The organism is Capnocytophaga sp. H2931, from assembly GCF_002302535.1.
GTDB lineage: Bacteria > Bacteroidota > Bacteroidia > Flavobacteriales > Flavobacteriaceae > Capnocytophaga > Capnocytophaga canis.
In genome coordinates this window covers 1,356,671-1,377,946 of sequence record NZ_CP022381.1, presented here as the reverse complement: position 1 = coordinate 1,377,946, position 21,276 = coordinate 1,356,671, and the positions used below count along the sequence as shown (strand labels likewise).

Sequence of the window (21,276 nt, the reverse complement as noted above, 5' to 3'; positions counted from 1 at the left end):
TTACCCTTCTCTCGAGATGATTTTAGTTACCAATTTCAAGAAATCCACCGCCAAGAAATATTGGTCGCCCAAAGCATTGTATGCGAGGTCTTCCGAGAGTACTCCGTGGGGCATTCCTTCGGGAATTTCACCACGATTGGAAGCGTCATAATCTTTTTGCCATTGGTCGCTTCCGTAATAGGCGTTGAGTTTTTGAACTTCGGGAAGCAATTCTTGCCATTGTTTTAGAAATTCTTCCGCTTTCGGAGTGAAATCTTCTATTTTATTGAGAATTTCCTCCATTTCTTGAATGTTTTGTAATTGTTTTTCGGTCATAGTTCACTATTTTTTATTTTTTACATTTAATATGCAAGATTGTTTTTTGCCTGTATCTTTTAGAAGTAGTTTTTTATGATTTGGAAATGACTTTTTAGCTCTGAAATTGATTAACTGCGGTTAGATAATCGCTAACCGCAGTTTGATAATCAATTTCTTTGTGTATAAACTTAATTTGCGTTCGTTTCCCAACGAACTTTTTACAATGAAAATCCTCTACAATATTTTAAAAAATCCCATTATGTCAAAGAACGTTAGGGTTGCTTTACTTACCCTTATGCTGATTCTTTATAGAATCTAATTTTCTTGCTAAATCAATCACCAATTGTGGCTGTTGCTCAGCAAGATTAACCTTTTCGCTTGGGTCGTTTTTAAGGTCGTACAATTGGGGTTTGTCCGAAAAACCTGTTTCTATCCCCGTTTGCCAAGCCACTTTCATTTTACTTTTTGAAGGTTCTATATATTTGTAATCACCCTCAACTATCGACAACGTATTTTGTATAGCTTCTTGTACAATTTCTGAGCGTCCTTTTTTATCTTTTCCTATCCAAGAATCCCATTGGTTTTTAGCATCAAAGGCTTGGTTAGAATCAATTCGAACGTTTAACATTGCTCCAACTGATGCAATAAAATCAGTCTGACTAACAAGAGCTTGTGAGGTTTGCTTTTTTATATTTCCTTTCCATGAAACAATCATTGGGATTCGAGTTCCTGCTTCGTAAACACTGTATTTTGCACCTCTAAGAACCCCGAAAGGATTATGTTCTCCTGACTTTTCAATGGCTTGATCTGCATAACCATCATCAAGTACAGCTCCATTATCACTCGAAAATATAATTATAGTATTTTCAGCAATTTGTAAGCTATCCAAGGTTTTTGAAATAGAACCAACCATATCATCTAACTCTAAAATAGCATCGCCTCGCAATCCTTGTGATGTTTTCCCTTGAAAACGTGGATGAGGCATTCTCGGCACATGTATGTTGTTTGTTGCTAAGTATAAAAAGAACGGTTTTTGTTTATTTTTGATGATGAATTTTTTTGATTCACGTACAAAATCATCAGCAATATTTTCATCTTTCCAAACGGCACTCATTCCTCCTGATTGATATCCAATTCTGCTTATTCCGTTGACAATTGTCATATCATGCCCGTGTGAATATTTGAGTTTTAACAATTCAGGATTTTCTTTTCCTGTGGGTAAATTGCCTATTTTTTTCTGATAACTTACAGCCAACGTATCTGTTGGATCGAGGTTTAGAACTTTTCCATTACTTACATACACACAAGGAACTCTGTCGGAAGTGGCAGGCATAATAAAACTCTCATCAAAACCAATATCCTCAGGAATGTTACTTATTTGAGTGTTCCAATCAATTCCATTTTCATCACCTAATCCTAAATGCCATTTACCGATAACGGCAGTAGTATATCCTGCTTTTTTGAATACACTCGCCACAGTTTGTCTTCCGCTTGGGATAAGTGCTTTTTCATTTCCGTTAATAACTCCACGTCCTTTTTCTCTCCAAGCATATTCTCCGGTGAGCAATGTATAACGAGACGGAGTACAAGTTGATGCGGCAGCGTAAGCATTACAGTGTAAAATTCCGTGGTCTGCCAAACGATCAATGTGAGGTGTAGCAATTTTTCCTCCATAGCTACTTAAATCACCATAGCCCAAATCATCAGCGTAAATTAAAATTACGTTGGGAAAAACAGTCTTTCCTTTTTTTTCAGTTGACTTACACGATAAAACGAATGTCAGTAAACAAAAAAAAGATACTTTTAACCAATGCTTTTTCATATTGATAAACTATTAAATTAGGTTCCTAATGTCAAAATCACATTTTCGTTTTTTCTTATTTTTTGTCCGCTTGGCAGAGACTGCCCTCTGACTTTTCCTTCTCCTACCAACTTGACACGAACTCCCATATTTTCAAGAAGAGCAATAGCATCCATTGCATTCATTCCGAATAGATTAGGCATAACTGTTTTGTATTTTTGAGCCTTTGTGTAGTACAAATCATATTCCTTTTCCGTTTGAAGCGATGAATTTTGAACGTCTTCTATAGTATTTATTAACAATGAGTTAGTATGTATTTTTTGTGCAATACTTTTGAATACAGGCCCAGACACATCAGCTCCGTAGTATCCAACACTTTTGTCTGGCTCATGAATAACTACGATACACGAATACTTCGGTTTATCAACAGGAAAAAATCCTGCAAAAGATGAAATATAATTAAATCCCCTACCCTTTTGGTTACTTCCATAATCTTTTCGGGCGGTTCCCGTTTTTCCTGCCATCGAAAAATTTGGAGAATAGAGTTTATGCCCCGTACCGTAGGATTTTTCAACCACATCAGCAAGTAATCCTTTGGTTTTTCGAGCAGTTTCTTTAGAACAAATACGCCTATCGATAATTTCCACATTAAATTTTTCAATGGTTTTATTCCATTCTTTAACTTCCTTAATCAGACGTGGACGTACCATAACACCTTCGTTAGCAATAGCATTATAAAAAGTTAAACTTTGTAAAGGTGTAAGTTTTAGTCCATAACCAAAGGACATCCATTCGAGTGATATCCCACTCCAATTCTTATCCTTAGGCTTAGGAATGTAAGGTATTCCTTCACCCAAAATAGGCAATCCCAAAGGTTTGTCTAAATTCATTTCACTTAATTTATCGGTGAAATTTTTTGGATTTTTAGCAAATAGATGATGTACCATTTCAGTCATCCCTACGTTTGATGATATGGCAAAGGCCTTTGCTATATTGATTTTTCCTCTGAAACTTCTTTGTGAATCTTCTACGGTTTCTTTATAGTACTCTGCTTTACCTTGTTTAATATCAACTACATAAGTTGTATCTATACCACTTTCTTCCATGGAAGCAACTACTGCCATGAGCTTAAAAATGGAACCTGGTTCGTGTGTTTCTCCTACGGCATAATTATATCGCTCGGAATAAGTATTGTTTTTTGGATTTAGTTCTAAATTTGAAATAGCCTTGATTTCACCTGTGCTGACTTCCATCACTACGACACAACCGTGATGGGCTTTGTATTTCTGAAGTTGTGAAAGTAACGCATGGTGTGCAATATCTTGAATATTAACATTTATGGTCGAAACTACGTCATATCCATCCTTAGGCTCAATGATATTAAACCCACTGGCAAGTTTCCATTGTCCTTTTGCTATCTTTTGTTCCATGCGTTTGCCCTTCGTACCTACGAGGTAATTGGAATAAGCTCCCTCCAACCCTATTCGATTGACGTATCCATCTTCCCCAACACGTGAATATCCTATACTTCGATGAGCAATTCCTCCTAAGGGATACTCGCGTTTGATGATTGGTTCAACAATAATTCCGCCTTTGTTAGCACCCAAATTAAAAAGTGGAAATTTTTTAATTCGAACATATTCTCCATAGCCTAAATTCTTTCCAATCAATAGATAACGATTTTTTAGATTACGTTCCTTACGGAGTAAATTTTGATAGTAAGAACTTGGTTTTTTAAACATTTTTCCCAACGAATCACTCAAAGCTCGGATATGTTTATTAAAATCCTCATTTTTGATGGAAGCCACAGCATCCCATCGGATATCGTAGCGAGTTACTGACGTTGCGAGTAAACTTCCGTCATCAGAGTAGAGATTTCCTTGGTTAGGTTCAATATCTGCTTCTCGCAAATAGCGTTTTTCAGAGTCTTCTCGATAGTCTTTTCCGTTAATTTGAATGTTTATGAGTTTAACCGATATGACAACAGCTAATATCAATAGCATAAAAGCCACCATATAGGCACGTCCTCGAATTTTGTTTTCTTTTTGAGTTTTCATTTTTATTAGGATATAGGATTCTTAATGTTCTAATCTATTCTTGGATCACATATCTAGCCATGCAAACTTCGTATGGAAACAAAATATCAATAATTGCTTCAAACTTCGTTTATATTTTCCTTAAAGATTCATCAATTAGCAATCGAAATACCGAATGATCTGTAAAAATCAATTACTTACAATCACTTTTATCTTGTGAGGAGGGCGTTCAGGTTGTTTAAGTCCTTTGCTTCGTAATTTGTCCAACAATGCTGATTCTAACTTGACTTTTTGCAATTTCGACCGAACATAAACAAATTCGCTCTTCAATTCATTAACCTCTCTATTAAGTTGTGCAATTTCGTGTACCTTACGATCGGCATTGTGAGCACTCGTAATCATTATCACACTCAGTACAAACAAAAAAGCAATGATTGTCCAATTTTTAATAGCATTTTTTCCCTCTACTAAAAATTTTCCACGAATAAAATTTTTTATTTCATTAGTTGCCTTTCCCATTAGTTATCAGATTCGTTCGGCAATTCGTAACTTGGCACTTCTTGCACGATTATTTTCTTTGATTTCTTCATCGGTTGGGGTTATCATTCCTCCTATTTTTTTAAATGGTACGAAAGTATTCCCATAAAAATCTTTCTCGGCAGCTCCATCAAATTTGCCATCACGAATGAATCTCTTAACCAATCTATCTTCTAATGAATGGTAACTTATGAAGCTAATACGCCCACCAACTGAAACAATATCAGGTAATTGTAACAAAAAATCTTCTAAAACTTGCATTTCTTCATTTACCTCAATGCGTATGGCTTGATAAATCTGTGCTAAAGTTTTATTTTCCTTGAATTTCTGTAAAAATGGCTTTAAAATCTCTTGCAATTCACTTCCTGTTCTGATAGGTGTATTGACTCGTGCCGCAACAATAGCTTTGGCAATAGCCTTAGCATTTTTCAATTCGCCATAATTGTAAAACAACCTATACAGCTGATTTTCATCATATTCATTTACGATATTTTGAGCTGAAACACCTCCATTTTGATTCATACGCATATCCAAAACACCATCAAAACGAGTAGAAAATCCACGTTCCGGAACATCAAACTGATGTGATGACACACCAAAGTCGCCCAAAATACCATCTACTTTTTTAACTCCGTAGAATTTTAAAAATCGGGCAATATATCTGAAATTTTGGTTTATGAGCGTAAATCGTTCATCATCAATACTATTTTTAATAGCATCCTCATCTTGGTCAAAAGCATAGAGTCGTCCTTTTTTTCCTAAACGATTGAGAATTTCACGCGAATGACCACCTCCTCCAAAGGTAACATCAACATAGATTCCTTCCTCTTTAATATTGAGTGCATCAATGCTTTCGGTTAGTAAGACGGGTTTGTGATATGAATTAGTTGTTGTCATTTCTAAGTCCTCCCATAACTTTCTCAGCCAATTGTGAAAAATCCTCTGTCGTTGTATCGATTGCTCTTTCGTAGGCATTTTTGTCCCAAATTTCAACTCGACTTCCAAGGGCTGAAAAGACAATTTCTTTGTTGATCTGAGCAAAATCAAGCAAATCTTTAGGAATTAATATTCTACCAACGGCGTCAGTTTCAACAAGTTTCACTCCCGACATAAATTTTCTGATGAAATCATCATTTTCTTTCACATATCGGTTCAAACTTCTGATTTTTAGCATTTCATTATTCCACTCCTCAGTAGTATAAAAGTCAATACAACGCTGAAAATCGGAGCGTTTCAGTACAAAACCAACTTCCAAATCTCCCAATTGTTTTTTGAGAGGAGCTGGTAATACTACTCGTCCTTTAGCGTCAATCTTACATTCATATGTCCCTATAAGAATTTTCAACGAAATATTTTTAAAATTATTTTTCGACAAAAATAGAAATTTTTTCCCACATTCCACCACTTTTTCCCACTTTGTTGATAAGTTTTTGAGAAATAGATTTTTATATACAGAAAAATAAGATTATCTGACAAAACTCAAAACAATATTTTAACGATTAAACCTGTATAAATTTCTTCTACTAAGCAGTATTTATTGCAGAATAATTTATGAACTGGATGTGATTCTAAAGTTTTGAAAATTAATAGCGGAGTTGTTGTAGGCTGAATACACGAAAAAAATTATAGCTGTTATTAAAACACATAGAAACGTAAAATAAACTTCACATTTCTATGTAATTTAAAACTTAATTTACGGAAAATTTATGTTTCTTAGTTAACTTTCAAGGCTTAAGAATAACTCAAGTAAACGAATTAAAAATTGATAAATTTCATACATCAACCTAATAAAATTCAGCAGATTAAACATATCATAAAATTATTATTTGAATGATATAGGAAAGTAGCAATTTACTGAAAAATCAAACAATAGACTTCCATTTTTTTAAGAAAACAGCAGTAAAGAATCTTATTTTTCATAAATATAATTTAACCGAAAATAATGTAATTTAAATTAATTAAATAATCTTGTAAAATTCCTGTATGAACGAAAATATATAGCTATTTTCGTAAAAAAGAGTTTAACATACAAAAGAAAAATATTAACGAAATACCAATTTCCCTCCAAAAAGTATTCAAGAGTTAGATTTTTCGTATCAACTACAACCTAAAGATACTGCTATTTTTCAATAAACATAAAAAGTATAAAAAAAACTACTTTTAATTTCTGAGAAATCTATAAATACATTTAAAATTCAACAGAGAAAAAAAACCGTAATGGGTAAAATTTATGTATTCAAAATAGTTTAAAAACGGAAAAATAAAAAACATTAATCTTATCATGGATAACAACGAAGAATAAATAATCAACAATATAATTTAAACTTGAAATTTTAATCTCTATGTATAAAACATTTATCTACTACAAGTAAGAAGTAGTATTTTCTAGTGAATACTATGCTAAGAATATTCCACTACAAGTAGTGATGATAGTATTCGAACAAATTTCCGTGGATTTATTAGTCGATATTTTTTGTAAAAATACATTTAACAAGAAAAGAAAATTAGTAAAGATTATTTCCTTTAAAAAATTGCCGAAACATTGAGAAGTTTTCAGAAAAATGTAATTATTTAAATAAATTTCATTACAGTAACTTTAGAAAATAAATTATACAATAACTAAAAATAAACTCCCATAGTTCAGCTTAAAATAGTAATCACTATTTACATAAACCGATAGATTAATTGTAATTTAAAAATATCGTTATATTTTATATAAGCATAGGACTATTATTAATCTTTAAAAAATTTATGATTTATAAATTTTATATATAATGCACTCTTAAAAAATATTACTTTAAATCGCAAATAATACAAATACACTTTTATTTAGAATTTCGAAAATATTTTGTTTCAATATTTCGATTTAAAACCATCTAGTACAAAATCTAAACATGAAATAATCATATTTATCATCTTCTTGAATTATCAAATCTTATTTCAAAAAATAGTTCCACGTGGAACATTTTTTTAAAAAAAATACAATACTGTACCTGATTTTTATAAAGAATACAAAAACAAACCGTTTTAAAAGCTGATTCTGTATACAATTTCTTAATAAAGTAACAATAATCAATTACAATACGAATAAATTATTAAATAAAATACATCTTATATTTTTTTAAAAAAAACTGAATTTTATAACATATATACATTTATCATTTTATAAAATATTCTGATTTATATAAATAGTAATTAATAAAATTGTTCCACGTGGAACATTTTACAATAAAATACATCTACTATACTACTTTAAATTTTAGAAATGAAGTATTGCAATTTTATCAATCTCCGTAGAAATAAAGAAATAACAATATCTACATAAACATATATAAAAGCTACACACCAATATAACGAATCACTATTTTTTAGTATACAGTATTTTAGTACTTCTCAAGAAGTTTAATTAATATAATTAGTTTATTATAGAAAAATAAAAAGAATAATAACAATGTTCCACGTGGAACATATTATGATGAATTATAGTAAAACTAAAAAATATACATAAAAATACCATAACTATTTGATTATTAATAATATACAATAAAATATAAAGATTTTTTAGAAAAAATATATTTTCTAAATCAATAAATAGTACCTTTGTGAGTTAATAGGTTTAATTTAAAATGAATATTCTAAAAGTCAAAGATTACAGTGTTTCAGAAGAAGAATTTCAGTTAATTTACAATCCGGAATTGCAACTTTTTAAAACCTCCCCTACTCCTGAAAATCTTGCTAAGTACTACGAAAGTCAAGAGTATATTTCACATACGGATAGTAAAAAAACGTGGTTTGACAAGTTATATCAGTATGTAAAAATAATAAACTTGCGGAGTAAAATTAATGTGATTTCAGATTATAAAAACGAAAATATACGCTTATTAGATATAGGTGCAGGAACAGCAGATTTTATTTTAGCTTGTAAAAAGATTAAAAAATGGAATGTTGATGGCATCGAACCTAATGAAAAAGCTCGAAAATTAGCAATGCAAAAGGGAATAAATTTATTTGAAAACTACGATTCATTTGAAGAAAATTCATTTGATGTAGTTACTCTTTGGCATGTGTTAGAACATATTCCTGATTTGGAAAAGCAAATCAACCTTATAAACTTACTACTAAAAGAAAATGGAATTTTAATAATAGCTGTACCTAATTTCAATTCATGGGATGCAAAACACTATAAGAATTTCTGGGCAGCATATGACGTACCTCGCCATTTGTGGCATTTCTCAAAAACAAGCATTCAAAAAATTTTCACTGCAAAAGGCTTCGAATTGCTGAAAATAAAACCAATGCTTTTCGATTCCTTTTACGTATCAATACTTTCAGAAAAATACAAAACAGGAAAGAAAAATTTTATCAAAGGTTTTTTGAATGGATTATATTCAAATTATTACGGAATGACCAAAAATGAGTATTCTTCACACATTTATATACTCAAAAAATGCAAAAAATCATTTTAAAGCTATTTTATAGCATTTCAGTATACAAAAGGTATATTCATATCACTTTTAAAAGAAAATGAATTTTTGATAGGTTTCTGAAAGTCGATTTTTATAGAAAAAATCTATAATTTTAGAATTTATTATAATTAAAATCTATAGTATAAAAATTTTAATCATTTTTCGTTCATATCAAAAAAAGACGATTTTTAAAAATAAGAAAGGCTCAGAAAATTCCGAGCCTTTTTAAAGAACGCAATAATTAGGATTTTCAATTTCTATCATCTCTCATTATTTTCCAGATCATCGGTTCTTCTATCTAACAATAGCTTATAGCAAAAAAGAAATTCAAAACTTTATGAAATAAAAAAAGCGAGGACTTTCTTAACTCTTATTTATTTTTAGGAAGCCTCTGGTAAGCCAATAACATATAAATAAGAGAAAAAAGCCCACGCCATATAGCGTGAGCGTTTTTGCTACTTATCCTAATGTATTGTTGAATTTACCAGATTCTCCTAAAATAGAATAGTAAGCTAACGCTTTTATGTACCGTAATTGAGGTGCATAGATAGCATTTTTTTTGAAAATACACAAATTATTTTCAAGTATATTTCAAATAAGAAAAAATGCTACCAAAAATTTAGTGTTTTGACAGCATTTTTTGTTTTATAACATCAGTAATGTGGTTTAAAAAATCACTGATTTTCAGTAAATATTTCGTTTAATTTTTCTTTGCTCTCTGGAAAAATACCTTGTGCCAACAAAAAAACTCCAAAGACTAATAAAATGATACTTATCGTTCTTTTAATTTTATAGATGTGAAAAGCAGTAAGTTTATTTTTTAATTGTTTTGCTATCAATATTTTAAGAATATCTATTATAAAATAAATTACTACAATAGAAGTAAAAAACACTAAAATTCTATTAGTATCCATATCCAATTGAGGAGCAAATACGATGATAATTCCAAGCCAAAAACCGAGTACACCAATATTTATGAAATTCAACAAAAATCCTTTCATGAAAAGAGCTAAATAATTCACTCTCTTGATGGACAAGTTATTATCCGTACTCTCTATTTTATTTTTTTGATGAAAATCTTTTTTGAGTTTTATATAAGAAATTAATCCATAGGAAATCATAATGAGCCCACCGATAATAAACAAAAGTGGGTCATCTTTCACTCGCTGAAGCAAACCACTGGTAGTAAAATAAGCAACCAAAATAAAAACTATATCAGCCAAAATGACGCCTCCATCAAAAGCTACAGCAGCTCTAAATCCCTTAGTTATAGCCGTTTCCAACAAAACAAAGAAAACAGGGCCAATGGTAAAAGCTAATATCACACCCAAAGGCAAAGCAAGTAATACATCTGAAAACATTTAATTTTTTGAGAATTATTTTTGATTAGCTCCTTGAAAATCAAGGAAAAACATTTTAACATACAAAACGACTAACAAAAATAAAGAAAAAAGAAGAAAAAGCAAAAAAATAAGGGAAAAACTTTGTAGCTTCTCCCCTATTCCATTTCCAATTATTCAACTTTATTCAGACTTCGTTTGTATTTATACAAAACGTAAAGAAAAATTAAATTTCCTACCAAATATCCCATCAAAACATAGATATTCCCAACCAATTGGTGTGGAAAAATGAACCAAATCAAGAAAGTAACCAAACAGAATATTAAAAAAAACAATCCAAATTTCTTTCTTATCAACTGATTTTTTGTCTCCATAGTAAAAAAATTCAACTGAATATCTCTAAAATAATAACACATCCACAAAGTTACAACAAAAAATGGCAATAACAAAATGTTTATACTATTTTCCAAGAAAAAATGTAACTATAAAATCCTGATTTATATACTTTTAAATGACAAACTCAATTTTATATACAGATTCATTCACCAAATTTTTAAGTAATTTTTCATCGTAAAAGTTCAATCGTAAACTCTCGGAAAATGTAGATAACTTGATAGAAGCCAGACTTCTACGTTTTTGAAAATAAGATTGCTTTATTTTTACTTGCTGAATTTTATCTACTTGTAAATAGGTAGTTGTCAAATCCCAAATACCACTTTTGAGTATAATAAAATCATCTTTCAAAAAAAGTTTTTCATTTCTGTATGAAATATAAATGAGCAACAAAACAACAAAAAATAAAAATATTGGAATATACGTAAAATTCAATAAATCAATGAAATACATAGTTAAAATAATCGTCAAAAGAGCAAAAAACAAATACATTGCCCGAATAATAACTTTCCGAAAACTTGGGCGATAAAATTCTTTTACTTCTTGAAAATCCTTATCGTATATAAATCGAAATAATTTTCTCATTTCCAAAGCATTGATACCAGGAATTACTAAACCTTGCCGCTTTTTCTCTTCGTTTTTGGAAGAATCAATTTGTGAAATTCGCATTTCAAACAAATTCATCAGCTTTTGAAAATAATTTTGCTGAAAATGAATCATTTGTACTTTCTTAGGAGGAACCGCAACAATATGCGAATTTATAAGCCCATATGAAGCTAACAAACGGTCGTTTTTAATTTCTATTTTATAATTATAATATGTTAATAATGTGCGAATTAAATTGAATGAAATCACAAAAACTATCAGAATAAATAAGAAAATAATCCAAAAAAGTATGGTTGAATTAGCATTTGAAAATCCCGACAATTGGTCAATAAAATCAGAACGTTTTTCGTAAAATGTATCGGTTATGAAATCAATTATCTGATACGAAAAAGCAAACATCAACGAAAGTGTATAAAAATAATTTTGCGTAATCCCGATTTTAAACAAAGTTAAAATACTTATTTTCAGAGGAGTAAATTCTTCTTTGGGCTTTGTGTTTTCTGTCAAAGAAATTTCTTCCCGAATTTCAGAAATGGTTTCTTTTTCTGTTAAAATATCTTTGATAACCAATGCTTTATGATAATCTATTCCATCGATAGAAATTTCCACTTTGTTGCTTCCTGCCGTGTCTATATCTAATTTGTATAATCCTACTATTTTATGTATAAACTTCTGATTTAGATGTACTTCGTGAATTTTGTCAAACTTTACCACCGTTTCCGATTTACTTAACCAACCTTCACGAATAATCAGTTCATTATCAATAATTTGATATGAAAAATATTTATACTTTAGGTACTGAAAAATAAATATTAAAATACTGATTACTAAAAATATAACCGAAAAAATTAAGAAAACTTCAAGTTTACCATCAGAATTATTCGTTTTTTTGAAAAGAAATATGGCGAAAACTCCCCAAAAGATTTTGAAATTACTCCAAAAAGCTTTTACCAAAGCCAACCAAAAAGCCTTTTTTGAAAGTTGATTTGGTTTTGAAAAATCATAATTCATCTGATTCATTTTCAATAGCTTCTATACGATTCAACAAAAAACTTTTCCAACGTTCGGCTTCCTGCAAAGACAACCCAAGAATAGAAACACCATCGTGAGAAGAAGCCGTGTACAAACACAAAGTAGCCAATCCCAAGCGTTTAGCATACCAACCCTGTTTGATGGTAATATGTTGCAAACGAACATAAGGAACAATATGCGTTGCTTGATAGATTATTCCTGTTTTGTAAATAGCATCTTGCTGACGAAAAGCATATTTTTTATACTTGTAACTTATTGAAATATAAATTATTAAAAATAAAAAAATTAGAAAAACAGCAGCAAAAATGTAGTATTTTTCTACCGTATCGAAAATGAAAAATATTCCCAATAAAAATGCTAATCCAATCACTCCAAAAATAAAAGCATTCATCCGAGCTATTTTTTTATAGTCGGAATGCAGATTGGTCAGTGTTATTTGCTCATAATCAGGAATTTGGTTGATAGTTACTAAATCGTTCATAAGTAAATTTTTTCAGAAAGTAAAGACAAAGGTAAAAAAAATTGCGAGATTATCGTAAAATCTCGCAATTTTTATTAATCAACTTTTCTAATTTGTTCCCACCAACTCAAAATCCAATTGTTTTTTGAGTAAATCAGTATTTTTTACGCGTACAACTACTTCATCTCCAAGTTGATACATATTTTTGGTAACCTCCCCTACCAAAGCGTATTGCTTCTCATCGAAAATATAATAATCGTCCTTAATATCACGAGTTCTGACCAAACCTTCACATTTGTTTTCTACAATTTCCACATAAATTCCCCATTCGGTAACGCCCGAAATAACACCCGCAAAATGCTGATTTTTATGATTTTCCATATATTTCACCTGCATATACTTAATCGAATCACGCTCGGCAGACGAAGCCAAATTTTCCATCTGAGACGAATGTTTGCACTTCGTTTCGTAAACTTCCTGTTTTTCAGAGGGTTGATTGTCCAAATACTTCTGTAACAATCGGTGTACCATCACATCGGGATAGCGACGAATGGGCGAGGTAAAATGCGTATAAAAATCAAATGCCAGTCCGTAATGACCAATATTTTCCGTTGAATATGAGGCTTTTGCCATCGAACGAATGGCAAGTGTATCCACCAAATTCTGTTCTTTTTTACCTTTTACTTCCTCCAAAAGAGAATTCAGCGAGTGGGTAATGCTTTTCTTATCCTTCATATTGATGCCATAACCGAAACGAGAAATCACGCCATTGAGCTGCATCAATTTTTCGTCATCAGGCTCATCGTGAACACGATACACAAAAGTTTTCTTTTGCTTGGCGATGAATTCGGCTACTTTTCGGTTTGCCAAAAGCATAAATTCCTCAATGAGTTTATTGGCATCTTTGCTTTCTTTAAAATATACGTGCGTTGGATTATCGTTTTCATCTAAATGGAATTTCACTTCGATTTTATCAAATGAAATAGCCCCTAATCGCATTCGTTTGGTACGCAGTTTTTTAGCTAAATCATTGAAGATTAAAATGGTATCTTTTAAAGCAGTAGGCAATGGGCGATAGGCATTAGGCTCTTCATTAGTATTTTTTATTGCCTCTTCTCTATTTCCTTCTGTTTCAATAACTTCCTGTGCTTCTTCGTAAGTAAATCGATGGTCTGATTTGATAACGGTTCGTCCTATCCACGTATTGAGGATTTCCGCCTTTTTGTTCATCTCAAAAACCGCTGAAAATGTGTACTTTTCTTCATTCGGACGTAACGAACACGCAAAATTAGAAAGCACTTCGGGAAGCATCGGCACTACCCTATCCACCAAATACACGGAAGTGGCTCGATTGTAGGCTTCTTCATCTAAAATAGTTCCTTCTTGCACATAATGCGACACGTCGGCAATGTGTACCCCAATTTCGTAATTTCCGTTTTCCAAAATTTGGAACGAAAGTGCATCGTCGAAATCTTTGGCATCTTTCGGGTCTATGGTGAAAGTCAGCACGTTACGCATATCACGGCGTTTGGCAATTTCCTCAGCGGTGATTGAGGTATCCAATTGTTTTGCAAAGGCTTCCACTTCGTGCGGAAACTCGTAAGGCAAACCATATTCTGCCAAAATGGAATGCATTTCGGTAGATTGTTCACCGGGTTTTCCAAGAATTTTCTCAATCACTCCGAAAGGTGAATTGGATTTTCCTTCCCATTTTTCGATACGAACGATGACTTTATCGCCGTTTTCAGCTCCGTTAATATCATTTTTCGACACGAAAATATCGGTGTACATTCGATGATCGGTTGGCAAGACGAAAGCAAAATTTTTCTGCATTTGCACCACACCCACAAAACGCATTTTTTTACGCTCAATAATTTTTGTAACCTCGCCTTCCAATTTATTTCCTTTTCGGAATCGAGGAAAAATATAAACTTCCACCAAATCTCCGTGAAGGGCTTTGTTGAGCATATTAGAAGGAACAAACACATCCGTTTCTAACTCATCTACAACAACATAGGCATTTCCACGAGAGGTAATATCCACTATTCCTGTATAATAATTCTGACTTGGAATAGCTTTGTATTTTCCACGTTCAACTTCAAGGATTTTCTTTTTTTCTTTGAGTTGTATTAATCTTTTTATGAGTAGATTACGTCCGGAAGCATCAGTAATGTTCAATTTTGCTGCAATTTGTTTGTAGTTAAAACTCTCATTCTGATTGGTTTCCAATACAGAAAAGATGCCTTTTGTAAGGTCGTGTTTTTTAGCTTTAGCTGTTTTCTTTTTTTGTTTAGACATAAATAATCAATAATTTTGCTCTTTATAAAATTACGTTCTGTGTTTTAAACAGAATTGATTCCAAAGATAAAAATAAAAATAGAAACTACAATTTTGAAGTTATCTTTAACATATTCTGAATTTTATTTTTTTGATGTTTTCAACAATTCAATTTAAAGAATAAAAAATATTTTTTAAAATAAAAAAATGGGTTATTATTATTATCCTGTTGAAATACTGAAAAAATAAAATATCTAAGATTTGCTTTTTCGAGTATTAGTAGTTTATAAATAGTTATTAACAACTTTTATTTATTTAATTATATTTAAAATCAGATATTTATATATTATTGTTAATAACTCATTTTTGAAATGAACAACCTTTTTTTGATAAGTTTTAGACTCAAGAATTGTTGATAACTACAGAAAAAGTATGCATATTTTTTCTACAAATAAATTTGTTTTTTTTGGTGGTATAGCTGTATATACAACTTGTACAAAAAAGCAAATTTTATAATTGATTTTTGTTCTAAAAGTTATTCACATTTAAGAATTTTTTAGCTCTTTCATTATCAATGTTTTTTGAAAAATGACTAACAATTCTATCAAAATCTGTTGAAAGGCTCATTTTTACAGATTTCTTTTCCAATTACTATTTATTAATCAATATGATGCACATTATTTAGTAGAAGAAATAACATCATTTGTGAAGTAAACCCGATAAGCCAACCTATCAATGAACTCAAAAGTGTTTGTGCGGTCAAGTACATACGTGAAGAGGCTACAAAACCACTGATAATTACCCATAAAATGATTAGGTATGTTAAATCCATTTGGTAAAAAATACTTAGAAATACCGTAAAACCTGTAATTCCGCCGATTAGGGTAGTGAAAATACTAATTATAAATTTAAAAAAATGTAATAAAACTACTAAAAAACAGCTTATAGAGAGTTGCATCATATAAAAATACAACATTGGAAAAGAATCTAATGTGGTGATTTTTAGAGCTATGACTAATAAAATACTTATGTATCCGTAGAGCATCCATTTTCTGTTTTCATTTTCAATTTTGAAAGGAGATTTTATCCAATTAAACATATAAATGATTGCATATACTAATGTGGGAGCTACCAAAGAAACGGAAACCAACATTGTCCACATGGATTTAATTTCATCAGCAGGTTGATAGATGGAAGTAGTAAGGAAAAAAATAATACTTCCATATGCTGGAAACCATATCGGGTGGAACAAAAAAGAAACCACCGTTGCAAAATATTTCATTGATTGTAAATTTTTGGTGTAAAATTAGAAAATTTTATTTTGTTTACGAAACTTCGTTAAACATATCTTTGGCTTCGTTCAAAATTTTTACGGGATGAGTTGTTTTAGTGAGTGATGGTTAGTAATTAGGGAATATGTGGTCAGTGGTTGGTGATATATGTTTTTGTATTTGAAATAAGTTAAGAAATGGATAAACGTTAATTATTAGTTAAATTTCAGTATTAAAAACCATCTAAAATTAATTCTTTTTAGCAAAAAATGACCGTTCATGCACGATTTTGAACCGTTCATGCATTTTGTTAACAAAAGTTAATATATTTCTCTTTTTAGTGAATTTTTATTATTGAAATAGAATTAGCTATATTTGTGACACTAAAATATAGTTAAAACCGATTTTTATATCATGATAGTATGAACAATTTTTCAGCCTATTAGGTTTATGGCTTTTGGCAAAGTGCTTTGAAAATAATCTTAGGACTTATAAAATTTAAGCAAAATAAAAAGTCAAAATGAGTTCTATTGTTAAAGCGGATGTTTATACTATGACAGCCTGAGAAATTGTTAAATTTCTCAGTTTTATAACAGAAATACAATTAATAACTAATAATTAACCATTAACAATGAGAAAACTAATTAAGTTTTTTATGGCACTATTGGTGATAGGAGCCATAAGTTGCGTGAAAGATGGTATCGACGGAAAAGATGGTCGTGATGGCATCGATGGAAAAGACGGCAAGGATGGTCGCGATGGGAAAGATGGTCGTGATGGAAACATGATTATTTCTGGAAACGGAAGTCCTGCTGAAGATTTAGGAAATCTGGGTGATTTTTATTTTGACCGAAGCACCAGCAATTTGTACGGTGCAAAAACCGAGCATGGCTGGGGACTACCTTTGAATTTAAAAGGCGAAACAGGAGCAAAAGGTGACAAGGGAGACCCCGGTGCGAAAGGCGACAAAGGAGACGTTGGAGAAAAGGGTGATAAAGGAGACCCCGGTGTAAAAGGCGACAAAGGGGAACAAGGAGCTGATGGAGCAAAAGGAGAACCAGGAGCTAAGGGAGAACCAGGTCCAGCGGGAGGCCCTAAAGGAGATAAGGGTGATAAAGGCGATACAGGTGCTACCGGAGCTACGGGTGCCCCAGGAGCAAAAGGAGATAGGGGTGATAAAGGCGATACAGGTCCTACAGGAGCTACGGGTGCCCCAGGTGCGAAAGGCGACAAAGGTGCTGACGGAGCTAATATTTTATCGGGAACAGTAGCACCAACTGCCGCTGTGGGGAACGAAGGCGATTGGTATATTGACCTGACCACCTCACGCCTTTATGGCCCTAAAACAAACACTGGTTGGAGTGTTGATTATGTTGTATTAGGAGGTGTAGGTGCTTCTGGATTACCCGATTTCCGATTGGTAAACGTTTATGGGAAGCTACAACTGAAAATGTGGTACAATACAACGACCCGCTTTATTGATATGCCAGCCCACCCTGAATTAAAAGATGTGCAAGTAATTGACAATTATGCTTTTGAGAATTGTACAGCACTTTATAGCATTAAATTGGCAAACAGTATAAAATACATAGGTGACAAAGCTTTTTTTGCAGCTTCTCGTTTGCGATATATAAATTTAGAAGATACAAATATTCAATATATTGGTAGTGATGCTTTTGAAAATTGTAAATCGTTAGAAAGCATTACAATACCAAGTACATTGATATCTATTAATGGTGGAGCCTTTAGAAATTGTATATCTCTAACCGAAGTAACATTACCAGATGGTTTAGAAGGTATATACTATAGAGCTTTTGCAGATTGTCGTTCGTTGACTAATATCAACTTACCTTCTACGTTGAAGGTAATAGGTGGTGAAGCTTTCCAAAATTGTACATCTCTAACCGAAGTAACATTACCAGATGGTTTAGAAAGTATATATGACAGAACTTTTGAATATTGTAGATCATTAACTTCTATAACTATTCCTGGTAGTGTAGGAACTATTGAATCTTATGCTTTTAATGGTGCTGGATTGACATCCGTTACTATTGAAAATGGTGTTCAAGGAATAGATTATAATGCGTTCCGTCTTACTAAACTAACTTCGGTAACCCTTCCTCCTTCTATAGAAGGATTGGGAAGTAGAGTGTTTGATTATTGTCTTGATCTTACAACCATCACAGTACAAGCAACCACTCCACCAATACTTCAAGAAGGTACTTTAGGAAATGGATTGAATAATTTAACAAAAATTCGTGTGCCTGCTGCCAGCGTAGCGGCTTACCAAGCAGCATGGTCTAACTACGCTCATTTAATTGAAGGGTACTAATATACGCCTGCTTTAAAAACAAAAAAGCTATCCAACGAAAAAATTGGATAGCTTTTTTAATTATTAGTTGCTAATTGTTAATTCATCATTAACAACCACTTCTTTTCCGTTGATGTTCAGTTGTAAAGATGTTCCTTCGAGCGAAAGTTTTGTTTCTTTTGGTGACACTGAAACTTTAAGGATTTGTCCTCGAAAATTCACTTTAAACGAATAACTTTTCCATTGCGATGGAATTTGCGGATTCAGGTGTAACATTCCGTTTCGCATACGCAAACCACCAAAGCCTTCCACGATGCTCATCCACGTTCCTGCCATTGAGGTAATGTGCAATCCTTCGTGAACTTCTTTGTTGTAATCGTCCAAATCGAGGCGAGAAGTACGCAAATAGAACGTGTAAGCGTGTTCCATTCTTCCCAAAGAAGCCGCCAAAATGCTATGTACGCACGGAGAAAGTGACGATTCGTGTACCGTAAAAGGTTCGTAAAAATCGTAATGACGAGCCAATTCTTCCTTCGTGAAATGGTCTTCAAAGAAATAGAATCCTTGCAATGTATCGGCTTGTTTGATGTAAGGCGAACGCAAAATCCTGTCCCACGACCAATGCTGATTGATAGGACGTTCTTTTTTATCCAACTCTGCCACTGTGATTAGTTCTTTATCCAAAAAGCCATCTTGTTGCAGATAAATATTCAATTCTTCCGAATACGGATAATACATATTTTCGGCAACCGCTAACCATTGCTCTATTTCGTTTTCGGAAAGATTGGTTTTCTTCCAAACTCGCTCAAAATCATCACTATAAGAAGTTTTCACTTTATCCAAACATTCCTTAGCATATTTGATACACCACTGAGCGATATAGTTCGTATAGAAATTGTTATTGATATTATTTTCGTATTCGTTAGGACCTGTTACTCCAAGAATTACGTATTTATTCTTATCCTTTGAAAAGGTCGCTCTTTGGTGCCAGAAACGTGCAATTCCGATAAGTACTTCCAAACCCATTTCAGGAACGTACGCAAAGTCATTCGTATAACGCACATAATTGTAAATCGCAAACGCAATAGCTCCGTTGCGGTGGATTTCCTCAAAGGTGATTTCCCACTCGTTGTGACATTCTTCGCCATTCATCGTTACCATTGGGTAGAGAGCTGCTCCGTTTTTGAAACCTAATTTTTCAGCATTTTCAATGGCTTTCCCCAATTGGTCATATCTATATTTCAACAAATTACGAGCCACTTCGGCGTTTTTGGTCGCCATATAGAACGGCAAACAATAGGCTTCGGTATCCCAATAGGTGCTTCCGCCATATTTTTCACCTGTAAATCCTTTCGGACCAATATTCAAACGAGCATCTTTACCCGAATACGTTTGATTCAATTGGAAAATATTAAAACGAATTGCTTGTTGTGCTTTGACATCGCCTTCGATAGTGATATCCGCCATTTGCCAAACCTCAGCCCAATCTTCTTTCTGTTTTTTCAATAATTCGTTGAAGCCTAAAGCAGTAATTTTCAGCAATAATTGTTCCGTTTCTTCAATCAATTTTTCTTTCGGATGATTGAATGAAGTTACATATCCTGCGTACTTTTCAAATTGAGCGGTTTGATTTTTCTCTGCCGAAGTTTCATATACGAAACCGATGTAGTTCTCTTTTTGATTTACCTTTTGAATGTTAGAAATTATGCCATTTACTTCCAACCGATTTTCCATAAAGGTACAAACACGAAAGGCTGTCTTCTTGGTTTCCGCTACGACAAAACCTTTGTTTCCTACTTGCTTGACATCGAGTGTATTCCAGAATTTTTCTTCCCAGTTTGTATCGTGATTTTCAATAGAGCTATCCAAATACGACTCAAACGTAATAGTAGCTTTTTCGCCAAGAGGAGTAACCTCATAACGAATTACGCCCACTTCATCGTATTGCAATGAAAGAAAACGAGTTACGTTCACCTGAATTTCCATTCCGCTTGGGAGTGTCGCCACAAACGAACGCGTGTAAACACCCTCTTTCATATTTAGCACTCGTTTGAAATTTCTGACCGATTTGCACGTATTCAAATCCAATTCCTCTCCGTTGATTTTCACGCGGATACCTATCCAACTTGGAGCGTTTAACACTTTGGCAAAATACTCCGGATAGCCGTTTTTCCACCAACCTACTTTGGTTTTATCGGGATAATAGACCCCTCCGATATAACTTCCTTGAAAGGTTTTTCCTGAGTAATGTTCCTCGAAATTAGCACGTTGCCCCATCGCTCCGTTACCCAAACTGAACAAACTCTCGGACTGCATTACGCGGTCTTTTTCAAATCCTTCTTCTATGATGCACCAATTATCCGGCACGATATAATCTTGATTCATTCTATGTATGATTTTATTTTTTTAATATTGTAAAAAAGATGACTATAATTTATTATTTTCCACT

General features: G+C 32.4%; 14 protein-coding genes. 2 read left to right on the top strand and 12 right to left on the bottom strand.

Annotation, left to right across the window (positions count from 1 at the left end; genetic code table 11):
* The 6 genes from CGC52_RS05830 to CGC52_RS05805 form a co-directional block, all read right to left on the bottom strand.
* Positions 1–315, bottom strand: a complete 315-nt coding sequence (locus tag CGC52_RS05830) for a DUF4298 domain-containing protein (protein ID WP_095893712.1) — start codon at positions 313–315, stop codon at positions 1–3.
* A gap of 265 nt (positions 316–580) precedes the next feature.
* Entirely contained in the window at positions 581–2,119 is a 1,539-nt protein-coding gene (locus tag CGC52_RS05825) for a sulfatase-like hydrolase/transferase (RefSeq protein WP_095893711.1), read from the bottom strand.
* Between the two features lie 17 nt (positions 2,120–2,136).
* Complete coding sequence (locus CGC52_RS05820; protein WP_232751796.1) at positions 2,137–4,155, bottom strand: penicillin-binding protein; 2,019 nt, start codon at positions 4,153–4,155, stop codon at positions 2,137–2,139.
* 168 nt (positions 4,156–4,323) lie between these two features.
* Entirely contained in the window at positions 4,324–4,653 is a 330-nt protein-coding gene (locus tag CGC52_RS05815; RefSeq protein ID WP_042010365.1) for an FtsL-like putative cell division protein, read from the bottom strand.
* Between the two features lie 6 nt (positions 4,654–4,659).
* The gene (gene rsmH, locus CGC52_RS05810) at positions 4,660–5,568 is read right to left on the bottom strand and encodes a 16S rRNA (cytosine(1402)-N(4))-methyltransferase RsmH (protein WP_042010363.1); all 909 of its coding nucleotides are present in this window, start codon (positions 5,566–5,568) and stop codon (positions 4,660–4,662) included.
* Positions 5,555–6,016, bottom strand: a complete 462-nt coding sequence (locus CGC52_RS05805) for a division/cell wall cluster transcriptional repressor MraZ (RefSeq protein ID WP_042010407.1) — start codon at positions 6,014–6,016, stop codon at positions 5,555–5,557. The genes rsmH and CGC52_RS05805 overlap by 14 nt, the downstream gene beginning before the upstream one ends.
* Positions 6,017–8,297: 2,281 nt before the next feature.
* On the opposite strand from CGC52_RS05805, the gene CGC52_RS05800 reads away from it, so the two are divergent.
* Entirely contained in the window at positions 8,298–9,137 is an 840-nt protein-coding gene (locus tag CGC52_RS05800) for a class I SAM-dependent methyltransferase (RefSeq protein ID WP_042346525.1), read from the top strand.
* 674 nt (positions 9,138–9,811) lie between these two features.
* Here CGC52_RS05800 and CGC52_RS05795 read toward each other — a convergent pair.
* The 5 genes from CGC52_RS05795 to CGC52_RS05770 form a co-directional block, all read right to left on the bottom strand.
* Positions 9,812–10,498, bottom strand: coding sequence for a LysE family translocator (locus CGC52_RS05795; RefSeq protein ID WP_042005761.1), 687 nt, complete (start codon positions 10,496–10,498; stop codon positions 9,812–9,814).
* A 486-nt stretch (positions 10,499–10,984) separates the two neighbouring features.
* Positions 10,985–12,496 (bottom strand): PH domain-containing protein, encoded by a 1,512-nt coding sequence (locus tag CGC52_RS05785; RefSeq protein WP_095893709.1) that lies wholly within the window; start codon positions 12,494–12,496, stop codon positions 10,985–10,987.
* On the bottom strand, positions 12,477–12,989 hold the full coding sequence (locus tag CGC52_RS05780; protein WP_095893708.1) for a PH domain-containing protein: 513 nt from the start codon (positions 12,987–12,989) through the stop codon (positions 12,477–12,479). Before CGC52_RS05780 ends, CGC52_RS05785 begins: the two co-directional genes overlap by 20 nt.
* Positions 12,990–13,076: 87 nt before the next feature.
* Entirely contained in the window at positions 13,077–15,266 is a 2,190-nt protein-coding gene (rnr, locus tag CGC52_RS05775) for a ribonuclease R (protein ID WP_095893707.1), read from the bottom strand.
* Positions 15,267–15,903: 637 nt separating this feature from the next.
* The gene (locus CGC52_RS05770; protein WP_232751795.1) at positions 15,904–16,527 is read right to left on the bottom strand and encodes a hypothetical protein; all 624 of its coding nucleotides are present in this window, start codon (positions 16,525–16,527) and stop codon (positions 15,904–15,906) included.
* Between the two features lie 620 nt (positions 16,528–17,147).
* On the opposite strand from CGC52_RS05770, the gene CGC52_RS11400 reads away from it, so the two are divergent.
* Positions 17,148–18,848, top strand: coding sequence for a leucine-rich repeat protein (locus tag CGC52_RS11400; protein WP_095893706.1), 1,701 nt, complete (start codon positions 17,148–17,150; stop codon positions 18,846–18,848).
* A 63-nt stretch (positions 18,849–18,911) separates the two neighbouring features.
* On the opposite strand, the gene CGC52_RS05760 is transcribed toward CGC52_RS11400, so the two are convergent.
* A complete protein-coding gene (locus CGC52_RS05760; protein ID WP_095893705.1) occupies positions 18,912–21,212 on the bottom strand; it encodes a glycoside hydrolase family 65 protein in 2,301 nt (766 codons plus the stop codon).
* Between the last annotated feature and the right edge of the window lie 64 nt (positions 21,213–21,276).

Bases quoted from the DNA above. Each gene is read 5' to 3' on its own strand.
- CGC52_RS05785 (WP_095893709.1), bottom strand. From the start codon at position 12,496: ATGAATCAGATGAATTATGATTTTTCAAAACCAAATCAACTTTCAAAA.
- CGC52_RS05815 (WP_042010365.1), bottom strand. From the start codon at position 4,653: ATGGGAAAGGCAACTAATGAAATAAAAAATTTTATTCGTGGAAAATTT.
- CGC52_RS11400 (WP_095893706.1), top strand. From the start codon at position 17,148: ATGAGAAAACTAATTAAGTTTTTTATGGCACTATTGGTGATAGGAGCC.
- CGC52_RS05820 (WP_232751796.1), bottom strand. From the start codon at position 4,155: ATGAAAACTCAAAAAGAAAACAAAATTCGAGGACGTGCCTATATGGTG.
- CGC52_RS05760 (WP_095893705.1), bottom strand. From the start codon at position 21,212: ATGAATCAAGATTATATCGTGCCGGATAATTGGTGCATCATAGAAGAA.
- CGC52_RS05770 (WP_232751795.1), bottom strand. From the start codon at position 16,527: ATGAAATATTTTGCAACGGTGGTTTCTTTTTTGTTCCACCCGATATGG.
- rsmH (WP_042010363.1), bottom strand. From the start codon at position 5,568: ATGACAACAACTAATTCATATCACAAACCCGTCTTACTAACCGAAAGC.
- CGC52_RS05795 (WP_042005761.1), bottom strand. From the start codon at position 10,498: ATGTTTTCAGATGTATTACTTGCTTTGCCTTTGGGTGTGATATTAGCT.
- CGC52_RS05800 (WP_042346525.1), top strand. From the start codon at position 8,298: ATGAATATTCTAAAAGTCAAAGATTACAGTGTTTCAGAAGAAGAATTT.
- CGC52_RS05780 (WP_095893708.1), bottom strand. From the start codon at position 12,989: ATGAACGATTTAGTAACTATCAACCAAATTCCTGATTATGAGCAAATA.
- CGC52_RS05830 (WP_095893712.1), bottom strand. From the start codon at position 315: ATGACCGAAAAACAATTACAAAACATTCAAGAAATGGAGGAAATTCTC.
- CGC52_RS05825 (WP_095893711.1), bottom strand. From the start codon at position 2,119: ATGAAAAAGCATTGGTTAAAAGTATCTTTTTTTTGTTTACTGACATTC.
- rnr (WP_095893707.1), bottom strand. From the start codon at position 15,266: ATGTCTAAACAAAAAAAGAAAACAGCTAAAGCTAAAAAACACGACCTT.